Source organism: Pontibacter saemangeumensis, from assembly GCF_039541895.1.
GTDB lineage: Bacteria > Bacteroidota > Bacteroidia > Cytophagales > Hymenobacteraceae > Pontibacter > Pontibacter saemangeumensis.
The window spans coordinates 103,870-117,247 of the sequence record NZ_BAABHC010000005.1 but is presented as its reverse complement, the minus strand read 5'-3'; the positions used below and the strand labels follow the sequence as shown (position 1 = coordinate 117,247).

General features: G+C 55.6%; 11 protein-coding genes. All 11 read right to left on the bottom strand.

The features are described from left to right. Nucleotides 1-5 precede the first annotated feature (5 nt). Nucleotides 6-1,331 (bottom strand): cell division protein FtsA, encoded by a 1,326-nt coding sequence (gene ftsA, locus ABD920_RS06820; RefSeq protein WP_345157778.1) that lies wholly within the window; start codon nucleotides 1,329-1,331, stop codon nucleotides 6-8. A gap of 11 nt (nucleotides 1,332-1,342) precedes the next feature. Further along, entirely contained in the window at nucleotides 1,343-1,993 is a 651-nt protein-coding gene (locus tag ABD920_RS06815) for a cell division protein FtsQ/DivIB (RefSeq protein WP_345157776.1), read from the bottom strand. Nucleotides 1,994-2,093: 100 nt separating this feature from the next. Further along, nucleotides 2,094-3,503: a UDP-N-acetylmuramate--L-alanine ligase gene (gene murC / locus ABD920_RS06810; protein WP_345157774.1), complete on the bottom strand. Its 1,410-nt coding sequence runs from the start codon at nucleotides 3,501-3,503 to the stop codon at nucleotides 2,094-2,096. Beyond that, nucleotides 3,500-4,612, bottom strand: coding sequence for an undecaprenyldiphospho-muramoylpentapeptide beta-N-acetylglucosaminyltransferase (gene murG / locus ABD920_RS06805; protein ID WP_345157772.1), 1,113 nt, complete (start codon nucleotides 4,610-4,612; stop codon nucleotides 3,500-3,502). The genes murC and murG overlap by 4 nt, the downstream gene beginning before the upstream one ends. Continuing rightward, on the bottom strand, nucleotides 4,605-5,771 hold the full coding sequence (locus ABD920_RS06800; protein WP_345157771.1) for an FtsW/RodA/SpoVE family cell cycle protein: 1,167 nt from the start codon (nucleotides 5,769-5,771) through the stop codon (nucleotides 4,605-4,607). Before ABD920_RS06800 ends, murG begins: the two co-directional genes overlap by 8 nt. A gap of 29 nt (nucleotides 5,772-5,800) precedes the next feature. Beyond that, a complete protein-coding gene (gene murD, locus ABD920_RS06795; protein ID WP_345157768.1) occupies nucleotides 5,801-7,144 on the bottom strand; it encodes a UDP-N-acetylmuramoyl-L-alanine--D-glutamate ligase in 1,344 nt (447 codons plus the stop codon). Nucleotides 7,145-7,162: 18 nt separating this feature from the next. Further along, nucleotides 7,163-8,383, bottom strand: coding sequence for a phospho-N-acetylmuramoyl-pentapeptide-transferase (gene mraY, locus ABD920_RS06790; RefSeq protein ID WP_345157766.1), 1,221 nt, complete (start codon nucleotides 8,381-8,383; stop codon nucleotides 7,163-7,165). 52 nt (nucleotides 8,384-8,435) lie between these two features. Further along, the gene (locus tag ABD920_RS06785; protein WP_345157764.1) at nucleotides 8,436-9,899 is read right to left on the bottom strand and encodes a UDP-N-acetylmuramoyl-L-alanyl-D-glutamate--2,6-diaminopimelate ligase; all 1,464 of its coding nucleotides are present in this window, start codon (nucleotides 9,897-9,899) and stop codon (nucleotides 8,436-8,438) included. Beyond that, nucleotides 9,899-12,001, bottom strand: a complete 2,103-nt coding sequence (locus ABD920_RS06780; RefSeq protein ID WP_345157762.1) for a penicillin-binding protein — start codon at nucleotides 11,999-12,001, stop codon at nucleotides 9,899-9,901. Before ABD920_RS06780 ends, ABD920_RS06785 begins: the two co-directional genes overlap by 1 nt. After that, on the bottom strand, nucleotides 11,991-12,425 hold the full coding sequence (locus ABD920_RS06775; RefSeq protein ID WP_345157760.1) for an FtsL-like putative cell division protein: 435 nt from the start codon (nucleotides 12,423-12,425) through the stop codon (nucleotides 11,991-11,993). The genes ABD920_RS06780 and ABD920_RS06775 overlap by 11 nt, the downstream gene beginning before the upstream one ends. A 30-nt stretch (nucleotides 12,426-12,455) precedes the next feature. Further along, nucleotides 12,456-13,376 carry a 16S rRNA (cytosine(1402)-N(4))-methyltransferase RsmH gene (gene rsmH, locus ABD920_RS06770; RefSeq protein ID WP_345157758.1) on the bottom strand — a complete coding sequence of 307 codons (921 nt, stop codon included), beginning with the start codon at nucleotides 13,374-13,376 and terminating at the stop codon, nucleotides 12,456-12,458. Between the last annotated feature and the right edge of the window lie 2 nt (nucleotides 13,377-13,378).

The following is a 13,378-nucleotide window of genomic DNA, read 5'->3' as shown; positions in this document are numbered from 1 at the left end:
ATGGGTTAATAACTTTGTTTGTTGTCGATGTCGTCTGATAAAAAGCCTTTCAGTTTCTGCAGAAGGCCTCCCCCGCCATTGTTACTGTTTCCTGATGCGCTTCTCGGCTCCGGCTGCGGCTTCTGCTTCTGATTGACAGTTTGCACATCCACACTGCTGTACCCTTCCACACGCTGGTCCAGGGGCTGATACCCGGCAAGCACTAACCCAACACTCGTGGCATACATCGGGCTCTTCACAGCATCTATCTTAGACCTGCCCAGGTGCTCGTTCGGATATCCGATACGCGTATCCATCCCCGTTATATACTCCACCAGCTGCACCAGGTTCTGAAGTTGCGATCCTCCCCCGGTCACAACAATGCCTCCAGCCAGGCTATTCGCGTAGCCAGAGCGCACGATCTCGGCATACACTAACTCCACGATTTCTTCCATTCTCGCCTCAATAATGTAGGCAAGGTTCTTGAGCGATATCTCCTTGGGCGTGCGGTCGCGCAAACCGGGTATGGAGACGATCTCGTTCTCAGAGGCCTCATCGGCGATGGCCCTCCCGAACTTCACCTTCAGCTGTTCTGCCTGGTTTTGCATCACCATGCACCCCTGCTTGATGTCAGAGGTGATGATATTCCCCCCAAAAGGTAAAACTGCGGTGTGGCGGATTATATTGTCCTTGAAGATCGCTAAATCCGTGGTACCGCCCCCGATGTCCACCAGGGCCACGCCTGCCTCCTTCTCCTCTTCGCTCAGCACGGACATGCTGGAAGCCAGCGGCTCCAGGATCAGCTGATCCACCTCCAGGCCTGCGCGGGACACGCATTTGTTGATGTTGTTGATGGCGTTTGACTGCGCCGTGATGATATGGAAGTTGCCCTCCAGCCGCACCCCGGACATCCCCACCGGGTCCACGATCCCTTCCTCGTAATCCACCTTGTACTCCTGCGGCATCACGTGGATGATCTCGCTTCCCGGAGGCGTCACCAACCGGTACATGTCGTTCGTAAGGCGATTCACATCCTCTACCGTGATCTCATGGTCGGTTAGCTGGCGCGTGATGCTACCGTTGTGCTGCAGGCTTTTTATGTGTTGCCCGGCAATACCCACGTTCACTACGCCAATGTTGATACCCGACTGTTCCTCGGCCTGACGAATCGCTTTGCGGATGGCTTCCACTGTTTTGTCGATATTGCTCACTATGCCACGGACTACCCCCTCGGAGGCGGCCTTTCCCATCCCTAATATCTCCAGCTTGCCAAACTCATTTTTACGACCTACAAGTGCGCAAACTTTGGTGGTGCCAATATCCAAGCCTACTACTATTTTGTCGTTCTGCATATTTTTGTCTGTTATTCACAAATTATCTGATCCTCGTATTCCAAGTTCACTCTCTTATAGCGCTCCCACCCCATGGCGGGCAGCACTTCTTTATATAAGATCATCAACTTCCTGAACTTCTGCTCGACCCTGTCGGGCTTTCCGAACTCTATGGTGTGTTCGCCTACCTGTGGCAGGAAAGACACCTCTCCTTCTCCGTTAATGTGCATTTGGGCCAGCTGGGCTTTCCAGAACTGGTCGTTCTCGATGAACTCCAGCAGGGAAAGGTAAGACTGGCCTATAGAATCCTGAAAGAATCCTTTGTCAGATGGCTTGATAAGAGCTGACTTTGTAATAGGGATTACACGAGCGGTGTATCTGTCAGACAAGGGCAGTATGTTGCCCTCCGCGTCTATATAGACATCCTGTTGGTTTGATCGTATAATTCTTGCAATAGGCCTTGTCTGTTTTACTTGCACATGCACGTTCCCGTCTAAGCCTCTGGAAACCTCTGCGTCCTTCACAAATTTATTTGCCTCAATGCGCTTCTCCAGGTTCTTCAGGTCAATTTCCTGGTTCGGCAGGCCCTCTAATTTCCGCTCTCCCTCACGCGTGAGCAAGTCCCTTACTTCCTTATCCCCAATAAAGTAATTATTGTACTCATTATCAATATTTATTGACACTTTTTCACATACTTTTTCATTTTGTCGTGAAGAAGCAAATGCCGCCAACCCGCCCATCGCAGCCACGCTACAACCTGCAAAAATTAAAGATTTTATTTTACTATTCAAGCCCATCGCAGTTATTTTCTAAAAAAATTCTTAACGGCTTTACTAGTGTGTCTATGTCCCCGGCGCCAATCGTGGCCAAAACGTCAAAATCGCTGTTTTTGGACAGTTTTTCAAGTATTTTTTCTTTTGGAACCAGGCTCTTAATTGGACACTTTACCTGCTCTAAAATGATGTCCGAAGTTACACCTTCGATCGGTTTCTCACGGGCCGGGTATATATCCAGCAGTATCAGTTCATCGGCCTTGCTCAGGCTCTCTGCAAACTCGTCTGCGAAGTCGCGCGTGCGGGTAAAAAGGTGCGGCTGAAATATCACTAAAATTTTGCTGTTTGGATACAGCGCACGCAGCGAAGTCATGAACGCATCGATCTCTTTCGGGTGGTGCGCGTAGTCATCTATATATACCTTGCCCTTGTTTTCGTACACAAATTCGAACCGGCGCTTTACGCCGGTGAAGGACTTCACGCCACTTCTAATTTGCGGCCCCGGCACCTCCAGCACCTGCGCCACAAGCATGGCAGCCAGGGTGTTTTCCACATTATGGAAACCCGGAACACCAAGGCTCAGCCCGGTTATATTCCCGAAGGGGCTCACGGTGTCATACTCGAACCAACGGCCGTTGATCTGCAACTCCTGCACGTAGGCATCCCCGCTGTTCAAACTGTATTTTATAACCTGCACCCCCTCCTGCACATGCGCTGTCAGCCGCGGGTCTGTGCTGTCATGGAGAAACAGGTAGCCTCCGGGCTTAATCTGGCTTATGAACCGCTGGAAAGTGCGGATCAGTTCCTCGCTGTCGCCATATATATCCAAATGGTCTGGGTCTGCGGAAGTTAAGATTGCCACATCCGGGAAGAGCGTCAGGAACGACCGGTCGTACTCATCCGCCTCCACCACCACCACCTCTTTCGCCGCCGTGCCCTTCCCGATCAGCAGGTTAGAGTTGAGGTTAGTCGCGATCCCTCCCAGAAAGGCAGAGCAGTCGACGCCGGCATGGTGCAGCAGGTGCGTCACGATGGAAGAGGTGGTGGTTTTGCCGTGCGTGCCCGCCACCGCCACCGTATAGGCCGACGCCGTGATAATGCCCAGCACCTCCGAGCGCTTTTTGATGGTATACCCCTGCTCTTTGAGGTAGGCCCACTCCGTGTGCTCGGCCGGTATGGCAGGCGTCAGTACCACCAGCGTTTTCTCTTTATGCAGCATTACCTCCTGCGGGAGCAGGTTTACATCGTCTTCGTAGTGCACCACCACCCCCTCCTGCTCGAGTGCCTCGGTCAGGGGGGTGCGGGTCTTGTCATAGCCCCACACCGGATAGCCTTTGGCATTGAACCAGCGGGCGATGGCGCTCATGCCGATGCCGCCGATGCCTAAGAAGTAGATATAGGTATAGTCCTCCAGTCTCACTTGATCAATTTTATTAGCTCGTTCACGATATCCTCCGCTGCATTCGGGCGACCCATCTTCAGGATGTTGGCCTGTAACCGTTTCTGCTCCTGCTCGTCCTGCGCCAACTGCAGGGCCGTTGGCACCAGTTTCTCCACGGCCTCCACATCCCGCACCAGCAGCGCCGCGTGCTGCGCCACCAGGGCCATGGCATTTTTTGTCTGGTGGTCTTCGGCCACATTCGGCGAGGGCACCAGCACGGCCGGCTTCCCGGCCAGGCAAAGCTCGGAAATAGACAAGGCCCCGGCCCTCGAAATCACCACGTCTGCCGCCGCATAGGCCAGGTCCATCCGCTTGATAAAGTCGAAAGCCCGCACATCCTGCGCGTTATGTTTCTCCTCCAGCGCCTTCGCCTCGGGTATATAGGCCTTCCCCGTTTGCCATATTAGCTGATAACCGGCCTGCAGGATTTGCTCCAGCCCGGCGGCGATGCTGTGGTTAATGGTGCGGGCACCGAGGCTTCCGCCAATCACCAGAATTGTTTTCTTCGTGCCGATGAGGCCGAAATGCTGCAGGGCCTCCTGCCGCTTCTGCTGCACGCCCATGATGTCGCTCCGCACCGGGTTGCCGGTCAGCACCAGTTTCTCAGCCGGGAAGAACCTCTGCATATTCGGATAGGCCACGCACACTTTCCCCACGCGCTTTGCCAGCAACTTGTTTGTAATGCCGGCGTAGGAGTTCTGCTCCTGTATCAGCGCAGGTATCTTTCGGGCCGTGGCCGCATATAACAAGGGCCCGCTGGCGTATCCGCCCACGCCCACCACGGCATCCGGCTTAAAGTCATGTATAATCTTGTGCGCTGCCCGCACGCTCGAAAGCACCTTGAACGGGAACGACAGGTTATCCAGTGTCAGGCGGCGCTGCAGCCCGCTGATCCACAGGCCCACTATTTTATAGCCCGCCTCCGGCACGCGCGTCATCTCCATCCGGCCCTTCGCGCCCACAAACAGAATCTCTGATTCGGGGCTGATGGCCTTCAGTTGGTTGGCAATGGCCACGGCGGGGTATATATGCCCGCCGGTGCCGCCACCGCTGATAATCACGCGATATGGTCGGTGCGGCTTAGGCATTCACGGGTGTGTTTACAGGTGTCTTCAAAGTACTGGCCATGGCAGAGCGCTCCAGGTCTCCCTCGCTGCGGCTCACACTTAATATGATCCCGATAGAGATACCGGTGAAGATCAGGGACGTTCCGCCCATGCTCAGCAGCGGCAGCGGCAGCCCCGTGATCGGGCCAAGCCCCACGGAAACCGCCATGTTCACCATCCCCTGCAGCACCAGGCTGAAGCTGACGCCGGCAGACAAAAGCCCGCCGAACGCGCCGTTGCTCTTGCTCACTGTTACGAGGCCGCGGTAGAGCAGCGCCAGGTACAGGAACAGCACCGACACGCCGCCTATCAGGCCGTATTCCTCCAGGATGATCGAGTATATAAAATCTGAGTAAGGGTGAGGCAGAATGTCGCGCTGGTCGCTGTTCCCGGGGCCTTTTCCCACCACGCCGCCCGTGGCGATGGCTATATAGGACTGCTCCAGCTGGAAAGGCACCTCATTCGGGTCCATGAAGTCCTGCACGCGGCTTATGGCCGTTTCCATACGCTGCCCCAGGGCCAGGCCTATCCCCCCCACCACGATGCCCACCACCAGCACCCCCATCAGGTACTTCATCGGAACGCGCCCGATGAACATCAGCAGCATGGACGTGGCGAAGAGGAGCACAGCCGTGGAGGTGTTGGTCAGGGCGATCAGGCCACAGATCGCTACCGTCCAACCGAAAATCGGCAACAGCGTCCCTTTAACATCATGCAAAATCTGCTGCCGCTTCGACAGCATGCTGGCCAGGTAGGATATAAGCGCCAGCTTGGCCAGGTCCGAGGGCTGGAACGTCTGGTTGATTACCGGGATCGTGATCCAGCGGGAGGCCTCGTTGATGTTGGAGCCGTAAAAGAACGTGATGATGAGGAGCGGGGCCGAGAAAAGCAGCGCCAGCAACGACAGCTTCGAGTAATAACGGTAGTTGATCTTGTGCGCGGCCCACATAAAGCCCAGACCCACGATGATCAGGAAAGAGTGCTTGAAGAGGAAGTATTCCGTGTTGCCCTCCATTTTTTTGTACGCCAGCGTACCGGTCGCAGAATACACCACCGCCACACTGATCAACGAAAAGATGATCACGATGCCCCAAATCACGGCATCCCCATTCAGGTTTTTCTGTACCCACTGCTTTGTCATAAACCTTTGGCCCCGGTTATGCTTGTTTTCTATTTCTTCAGTACTATCTTCTCTACAGCCTCTTTAAAACGCTGCCCGCGGTGTTCGTAATTTTTAAACAGGTCGAAGCTCGCGCACGCCGGCGACAGCAGCACCACATCGCCCGGCGTTGCCAGGGAACGGCTGAGGCGAACGGCATACTCTATGGAGGTGGTCTCAGCGATGATCGGCACCACTCTCCCGAATGCCTGCTTCAGTTTTTCGTTGTCCTTGCCCAGGCAAACCAGCACTTTCACTTTCTCACGTGCCAGATCCACCAGACTACTGTAGTCGTTGCCCTTGTCCACGCCGCCCGCGATCCATATAATCGGCTGTTTGATGCCCTCCAGCGCATACCACACGGCCTCCACATTGGTGGCCTTGGAGTCGTTGATATAGGTCACTTCCCGCGCGACGCCTACCTCCTGCAACCGGTGCTCCGCATTCCGGAACGTCTCCAGCGCCTGCGCAATGTCTTTGTCCGACACCTTCAGCAGCTTGGCCACGGCCACGGCAGCCATGGTGTTGTACTGGTTGTGCTTCCCGATCAGGCTGGATTTCGAAGTATCCACACTTCCCTCATAAGAAGGGATGCTTATTTTTATATGCTGCTCCTCGATTGTAACTGCCGCTTCCGCTTTACCCTGAAGTGTGAAGGGGACCTTTGTTCCACTAATAGTTGCAGCATCGAGCGCATGATTGATAGTATGATCATCGGCGTTATATATAAAATAGTCAGAATTACTCATGTTCCGGGCGATACGCAGCTTAGAGGCCGCGTATTTTTCCATGCTGTACTCATAGCGGTCCAGGTGGTCGGGGGTGATGTTGGTGAGCACCGCGATGTGCGCCCTGAACTCGTACATGTTGTCGAGCTGGAAACTGCTCAGTTCCACCACATAATACTCGTACTTGTCTTCGATCACCTTCTCCGCCAGGCTCTCCCCGATGTTCCCTGCCAGCCCTACGTTCAGTCCGGCGTTCTTCAGGAGGTGGTAAGTCAGCAGCGTAGAGGTCGTTTTGCCGTTAGTGCCCGTGATGCAGATGAATTTCGCATCGGTATACCTCCCGGCAAACTCAATCTCCGATATGACCGGTATCCCCTGCTGGATGACCTTTTGGATGATGGGCGCCTTGTCCGGTATGCCCGGGCTCTTGATCAGCTCTGTCGCCTCCAGGATGCGCTCCTCCGTATGTTTTCCCTCTTCAAAAGGAATGGCAGCCGTCGCCAGTTTGGCCTTATACTGCTCCTTTATCTGACCCATATCCGACACAAACACCTCGAGGCCCTTTGCCTTTGCCAGCAAAGCAGCCCCCACGCCACTCTCTCCCGCTCCCAATATCGCTATCTTCATAGTTCGTTGTTCGTGTCTCTATCTCAGTTTCAAAGTCGCTAGCGTCAGAATAGCCAGCATAATGCCCACAATCCAGAAGCGCCCTACAATTTTCGACTCGTGGTAGCCCGACTTCTGGTAGTGGTGGTGCAGCGGCGACATCTTGAAGATGCGGCGGCCCTCGCCGTATTTCTTGCGCGTGTATTTAAAGTAGCTCACCTGCAGCATCACCGATAGGTTCTCGACCAGGAAAATGCCGCACAGTATCGGGATCAACAGTTCTTTCCGCACGATCAGGGCCAGCACCGCGATGATGCCGCCAATGGCCAGGCTGCCCGTGTCGCCCATGAACACCTGCGCCGGGTACGTGTTGTACCAAAGGAAACCCACGCAGGCCCCCACGAAGGCAAGACAGAAAATGGCCAGCTCGCCGGAGTTCGGGATAAACATGATGTCGAGGTAATCCGCGAAAATGGTGTTACCGGACACGTAGGTGAAAATCGCCAGCGTCATACCGATGATGGCGGAGGTACCCGCGGCCAGCCCGTCGATCCCGTCCGTGATGTTGGCGCCGTTGGAAACGGCCGTGATGATCAGGATCACGAAAGGGATATATAAATAGCACGACCAGTCCTGGAAAAGCGGGCCGGCAAACGCGAAGAGGTTGCAATAGTCCAGCTCGTTGTTCTTGCGGAACGGGATAGTGGTGATCATGGACTTCACATCCGTGAAACGGCTCGTGGCATCCACCGCCGAGACAGTGCCGTCGGAGAACACATACTGCCGCACCGTCACGTCATCGCTGAAGTACAGAGTGAAGCCGACGATCAGCCCCAGGCCCACCTGGCCTAGGATTTTAAAGCGCCCGGCCAGCCCTTCCTTGTTCTTTTTGAAAATCTTGATGTAGTCGTCCAGAAAGCCGATGAGCCCCAGCCATATGGTAGACACCAGCATCAGCTGCACGTAAATGTTATCCAGGCGCGCAAAAAGCAGCGTGGGCACCAGGATGGCGAGCAGGATGATGAGGCCGCCCATGGTTGGTGTCCCCTTCTTCTCCATCTGCCCCTCCAGGCCAAGGTCGCGGATGCTCTCTCCCACCTGCTTGCGCTGGAGTACCTTTATCAGTCTGCCGCCGAAGATCATGGCGATCAGCAACGACACCAGTGTAGCCATACCCGCCCTAAAGGAGATGTATTGGAATACACCGGCGCCGAACAGGTCGAACTCCCGGTCAAGGTATGTAAAGAGGTAGTAAAGCATTAAAACGTATTCGGTTACCTTTGGCTATTTATTCTGTACGCTGTGATTCTGGCTATTTCCCTAGTTGCTGGAACATCTGGCGCAAGACCTGCTTGTCATCAAACTCATATCTCACGCCTTTCACCTCCTGGTATGTCTCGTGGCCTTTGCCAGCCACCAGGATGATATCGTTTGGCTCGGCCAGCATGCAGGCCGTTTTAATGGCTTCCCTTCTGTCCAGCACAGAGAGGGTCTTTTTATAATCGAGCGGCTTCACGCCTTTCTGCATATCTTCTAAAATGGCCTGCGGCTCCTCAAAGCGCGGGTTGTCCGACGTCAGGATTACCTTATCGCTGAGGCGGCAGGCAATATCCGCCATCAGGGGCCGCTTGGCCGCATCGCGGTTGCCGCCGCAGCCTACCAGTGTGATCACCTTCTGGGTCGGGTTCCGGATCTGCTGTATCGTATTCAGCACGTTCTCCAGCGCATCCGGCGTGTGGGCATAGTCCACGATGCCCGTGATCTGGCCTTCCGAAATGATGTAATCGAAGCGGCCCACCGCAGAATTCAAGCTTGACAGCACGGTTAGCGCCTCCATCGGGTCCTCGCCCAGCAGCACCGCCACGCCATAGGCGCCCAGCAGGTTGTAGGCATTGAAGGCCCCGATCAGCTTGCACCATATCTCGTGGCCGTCCACCTCCAGGTGCAGCCCCTGCAGCGTGTTGTCGATGATGCGGGCCTTAAAGTCCACGGCCTTGCGAAGCGCGAAATAACGCACCTCGGCTTTGGTGTTCTGCACCATCACCGGCCCGCGCTTGTCGTCTGCGTTGATGAGCGCAAAAGCACCTTTCGGCAGCATATCGAAGAAAGACTTCTTCGCCTTTATATACTCGTCGAACGTGCCGTGGTAATCCAGGTGGTCGTGGGTGATGTTCGTGAAAACTCCGCCAGCAAACGTCAGCCCCGCCACGCGCTGCTGCACCATGGCGTGCGAACTCACCTCCATGAAACAATGCGTGCAGCCGGCTTTCACCATCTGCGCCAGCAGCTCGTTGAGTTTCACGGCATCCGGGGTGGTGTGCGTGGCCGGGATCACTTCTTCGTCAATCTGGTTCTGCACCGTGGACAGCAGCCCCACATGGTAGCCCAATTCCCGGAACAAGCGGTGCAGCAGCGTGACGGACGTTGTTTTACCGTTGGTGCCCGTCACGCCCACCAACTTCAGTTTCCTGGAGGGATGCCCGTAAAAGGCAGCCGCCATTTGCCCCAGCGCCTGTGCCGAGTTCTCGACCAGCACATACGTTATATCCTGCTGCAGTTGCGCCGGCAACTGCTCACACACAATGGCAGCCGCGTTTGCCTCTTCGGCTTTGGCTATATAATCGTGTCCGTCAGTCTGCGCCCCGCGCACGGCCACAAACACCACACCCTCCCGCACCTGGCGCGAATCGAACGTGATAGCAGCCACCGGCACCTCCAGCGGGCCGCGGGCGTCCAGCACATTTACATCTTGGAGTATGGTTTGTAGCAACTGCATCAGCTCAGCGTAATCGTTATGTTCTTGTCTTTGATGATATCCGTGCCCGGTTCCACCGACTGCTTCTGCACCCGTTTGCCCGAGCCCTCCACGTTCACCTCCAGGTGCTGATTGCCCAGTATAAAGAGGGCGTCGCGCAGCGTCATGCCCGTTACGTCCGGCACTTTGCCCTCCAGCACCGGGTTGGCCGTAAAGTTGAGCGAGCGGCGCTGCTGCTCTACTTTCACCCACTCTTCGTCCTGCCCTGCTGTGGCGTGGTTGCTGATCCCGATCTTATTCAGGATCACAGACAAGTCATCGAAATTACCGGCTTTCACCAGCGGAAGGCTCTCTTTGTCCGGCACCACGCGCGCCTGCAGCGGCTGGTGCATGGCCAGGTCGCGGGCATAGGCTTTATCGGCCAGTTCCTTAAACACCGGCGCCGCCACGTCCCCGCCGTACACGTTCACGCCTTTCGGGCTGTCGATGATCACGATGCAGGAGTATTTGGGATTGTCTGCCGGGAAGTAGCCTGCGAAGGAGGTGGAGTACTCCCGGACATATTTGCCGTCCTTCACTTTACGTGCCGTACCGGTCTTGCCCGCTATCTTGTAATCGCTACTAAGGATGTTCTTCGCCGTGCCATGCGTCACCACGCCTTCCAGCATCATTTTCAGCTTCTTCAGCGTTTCGTCAGAGCATATCTTGTCAATCAGCACGCGGGTGCTGAACGACTGGATAACGTTATCTGCCTTCCGGATTTCCTTTACTATGATGGGCTGCACCTTTACCCCGTTGTTGGCTACAGCGTTATAGAGCGCCAGTGTCTGCAGCGGGGAGATCTTTGTCTCATATCCAATGGCCATGGACGTGAGCGTGGTACCGTACCAGTTCTTATCCTGCGGGCTCTTCATATAGGGCCGTGCCTCGCCGTCCATCTGGAAGCCCAGCGTACTGCCCAGTCCGAACTTGTGCAGGTAATCGACATAGGCCTGCTGGGACTGGCTGAAGTTTTCCTCCATCAGTTTGGCCACGCCAATGTTGGAGGATTTCTCGAACACCTGCTGCACCGTTATCTTGCCGTAGCCGTTGATTTTGGCATCCGACATATAGGTGTTCTTGATGCGGTAGCGGCCATTGCCGGTATCGATCGTGTCAGTCAGCTTCACGTGCGGCGCGTGCTCGAAGAGCGCCATCATGGAGGCCAGCTTAAAGGTAGAACCCGGCTCCGTCCGGCCCTGGTTGCCCACCGCGTAATTATAATCCTCTATATAGCCGCCCTTGGTTTTCCCGAGGTTGGCGATGGCCTTTATCTCGCCCGTCTTCACCTCCATCATAATCACACAGCCGTACTCCGCGTTGGTTCTCTCCAGCGCTTTATACAGGGCATTCTCGGCCACGTCCTGCAGGTTGATGTCGATGGTGGTTTTGATGTCGTAGCCATGCTGCGGCTTTACATCGGTGCCGTCATAGATCGGTTTGCTGCCCCCGGCGATGCGCTCGAAAAGCGCCTCACCGTCGGTTCCCGCCAAATTGTTGTTGAAGCTGAACTCCAGCCCTGCGCCATTCTTGTCCTCGTTGATAAAGCCGATGGTACGGTCGGCCAGGATCCCGAATGGCTTGAAGCGCTTTTCTACTTTTTCGAAAATAACGCCGCCCCTGCCTTTTCCCTCGCGGAAGATCGGCCACTTCGCCATCATCTTCTTCTCCTGGTAATTGATCTGGCGGCTGTTCAGGCGGATGTACTGGCGGTCGGAGTGGCGGGCGTTCTTGATCTTGCGCCGGTAGTGGTCCGCAGACTTATCCCCGTAGAACCTGGAGAGCAGCAGGCCGAGCGAGTCGACGCCGCTGTTGAACACTTCGGCTTTCGCCACCGTGGGGTCGATGGCCACACGGTAGAAAGGCAATGAGGTGGCCAGGATGCTGCCGTTGTCGGAGAAAATGTTGCCGCGCGTGGCCGCGACCGGCTTGTAGTAGATGCGGCGCTCTTTGGAGATGCTCTTCCACTTCTGCCCGTCCATGAACTGGATCTGCACGATTTTGTAAACGATCGCACACGCAAAAAGGCATACCAACAGGAATGCCACCCTTACCCGAACCAGTATGGATTTCTTAATATTCATCGGCAGGCACGATCACTTGGTAAGGTGGGGATGAACTTTCGATCAGGCCGAGGGGCGCCACGTTGCGGGCCACCTCCGATTGCTTGCTGGCCTCCATGTACTCTGACTTGAGCGTCGTGAAGTCTGCGCGTAGGTCTTCTGTCTCTACTTTGGTTTTGTCGATCTTGCGGATGGTCTTCTCGGCGAAGTGGGTGTTGCCGATATAGAAAAGGGTAATGCCTGTCAGGAACAGGACGTGCGGCATAAACTTGAGCGGCACGCCGTGCTCGAACAAGGCATCCACGTTGGCATACTTGTCAAGCAGCGCGAAAATGCTGAAGCCCCGGCCTTTTTTGACCTTTGGCGCCTCAGCAGGCTCTGGCTTCACACGCGCCAGGTTTCCCTTGGGTGCGGCTGCTCTCCTTGTTAGTACGTTTGAAGCCATAAAAATCCCCCCTTTAGCTAATCGTATGCTTTACTTTCGCACGCTCTCCTCCTTTTTTTCTGCCACCCTAAGCTTGGCGCTTCGGGAGCGGCTGTTCTGCAGCAGCTCCTGCTCGGTTGGCGTAATCGGTTTGCGGTGCACCGCCTCCAGCGGCTTTATCTCGTTGCCGAAAAGGTCTTTCTCCACCTCTCCAAAAAACTTTCCTTTGCCTATATAGTTCTTCACCAGCCTGTCTTCCAGCGAGTGGTAAGAAATAACCACCAGCCGGCCTCCCGGCTTCAGCAGTTCGGTCGCCTGCTCCAGCAGTTCCTCCAGCGCCTTCATCTCGTCGTTCACCTCGATGCGGAGCGCCTGGAAAACCTGCGCCAGGTACTTATTCTCTTTGCCCCTGGGTGTGCAGGAGCTTATCGCCTGCTTAAACTCGCTGATCGTGTGTAGCGGCAGCCTGTTCCGGTTCTCCACCACGGTGCGGGCCAGCGTCTTCGCGTTTTTCACTTCGCCATATATGCCGAAGATGCGGTGCAGTTGCTCCTCCGAATAGGTTTCGAGCACTTGCTGAGCCGTAATACCCGTCTCCGGGTTCATGCGCATGTCCAGCGGCCCGTCGAAGCGGGTAGAGAAGCCGCGCTCCGGCACGTCAAACTGGTGCGAAGAAACCCCCAGGTCGGCCAGAATGCCGTCTACCGCTGTCACGCGGTAGAGGCGCAGGTACTTTTTCAGGTCCCGGAAGTTGGCGAGCACAAACTGAAAGGTGCTGTTGCCCAGTTTCTTTGCCTCTTGCTCCGCGTCACGGTCCTGGTCGAAACCATATAGCTTACCGGTTGTAAGCTTGCTTGCGATGAGCGCCGAGTGCCCGCCGCCGCCAAAAGTCACATCTACATAGACACCGTCCGGCTTAATAGCCAACGCCTCTACAGACTCCTCTAACATGACCGGGCGATGGTACTCCATGA

Bases quoted from the DNA above. Each gene is read 5' to 3' on its own strand.
- murD (WP_345157768.1), bottom strand. From the start codon at position 7,144: ATGAAGATAGCGATATTGGGAGCGGGAGAGAGTGGCGTGGGGGCTGCT.
- rsmH (WP_345157758.1), bottom strand. From the start codon at position 13,376: ATGGAGTACCATCGCCCGGTCATGTTAGAGGAGTCTGTAGAGGCGTTG.
- ftsA (WP_345157778.1), bottom strand. From the start codon at position 1,331: ATGCAGAACGACAAAATAGTAGTAGGCTTGGATATTGGCACCACCAAA.
- murG (WP_345157772.1), bottom strand. From the start codon at position 4,612: ATGCCTAAGCCGCACCGACCATATCGCGTGATTATCAGCGGTGGCGGC.
- ABD920_RS06785 (WP_345157764.1), bottom strand. From the start codon at position 9,899: ATGCAGTTGCTACAAACCATACTCCAAGATGTAAATGTGCTGGACGCC.
- mraY (WP_345157766.1), bottom strand. From the start codon at position 8,383: ATGCTTTACTACCTCTTTACATACCTTGACCGGGAGTTCGACCTGTTC.
- ABD920_RS06775 (WP_345157760.1), bottom strand. From the start codon at position 12,425: ATGGCTTCAAACGTACTAACAAGGAGAGCAGCCGCACCCAAGGGAAAC.
- ABD920_RS06800 (WP_345157771.1), bottom strand. From the start codon at position 5,771: ATGACAAAGCAGTGGGTACAGAAAAACCTGAATGGGGATGCCGTGATT.
- ABD920_RS06780 (WP_345157762.1), bottom strand. From the start codon at position 12,001: ATGAATATTAAGAAATCCATACTGGTTCGGGTAAGGGTGGCATTCCTG.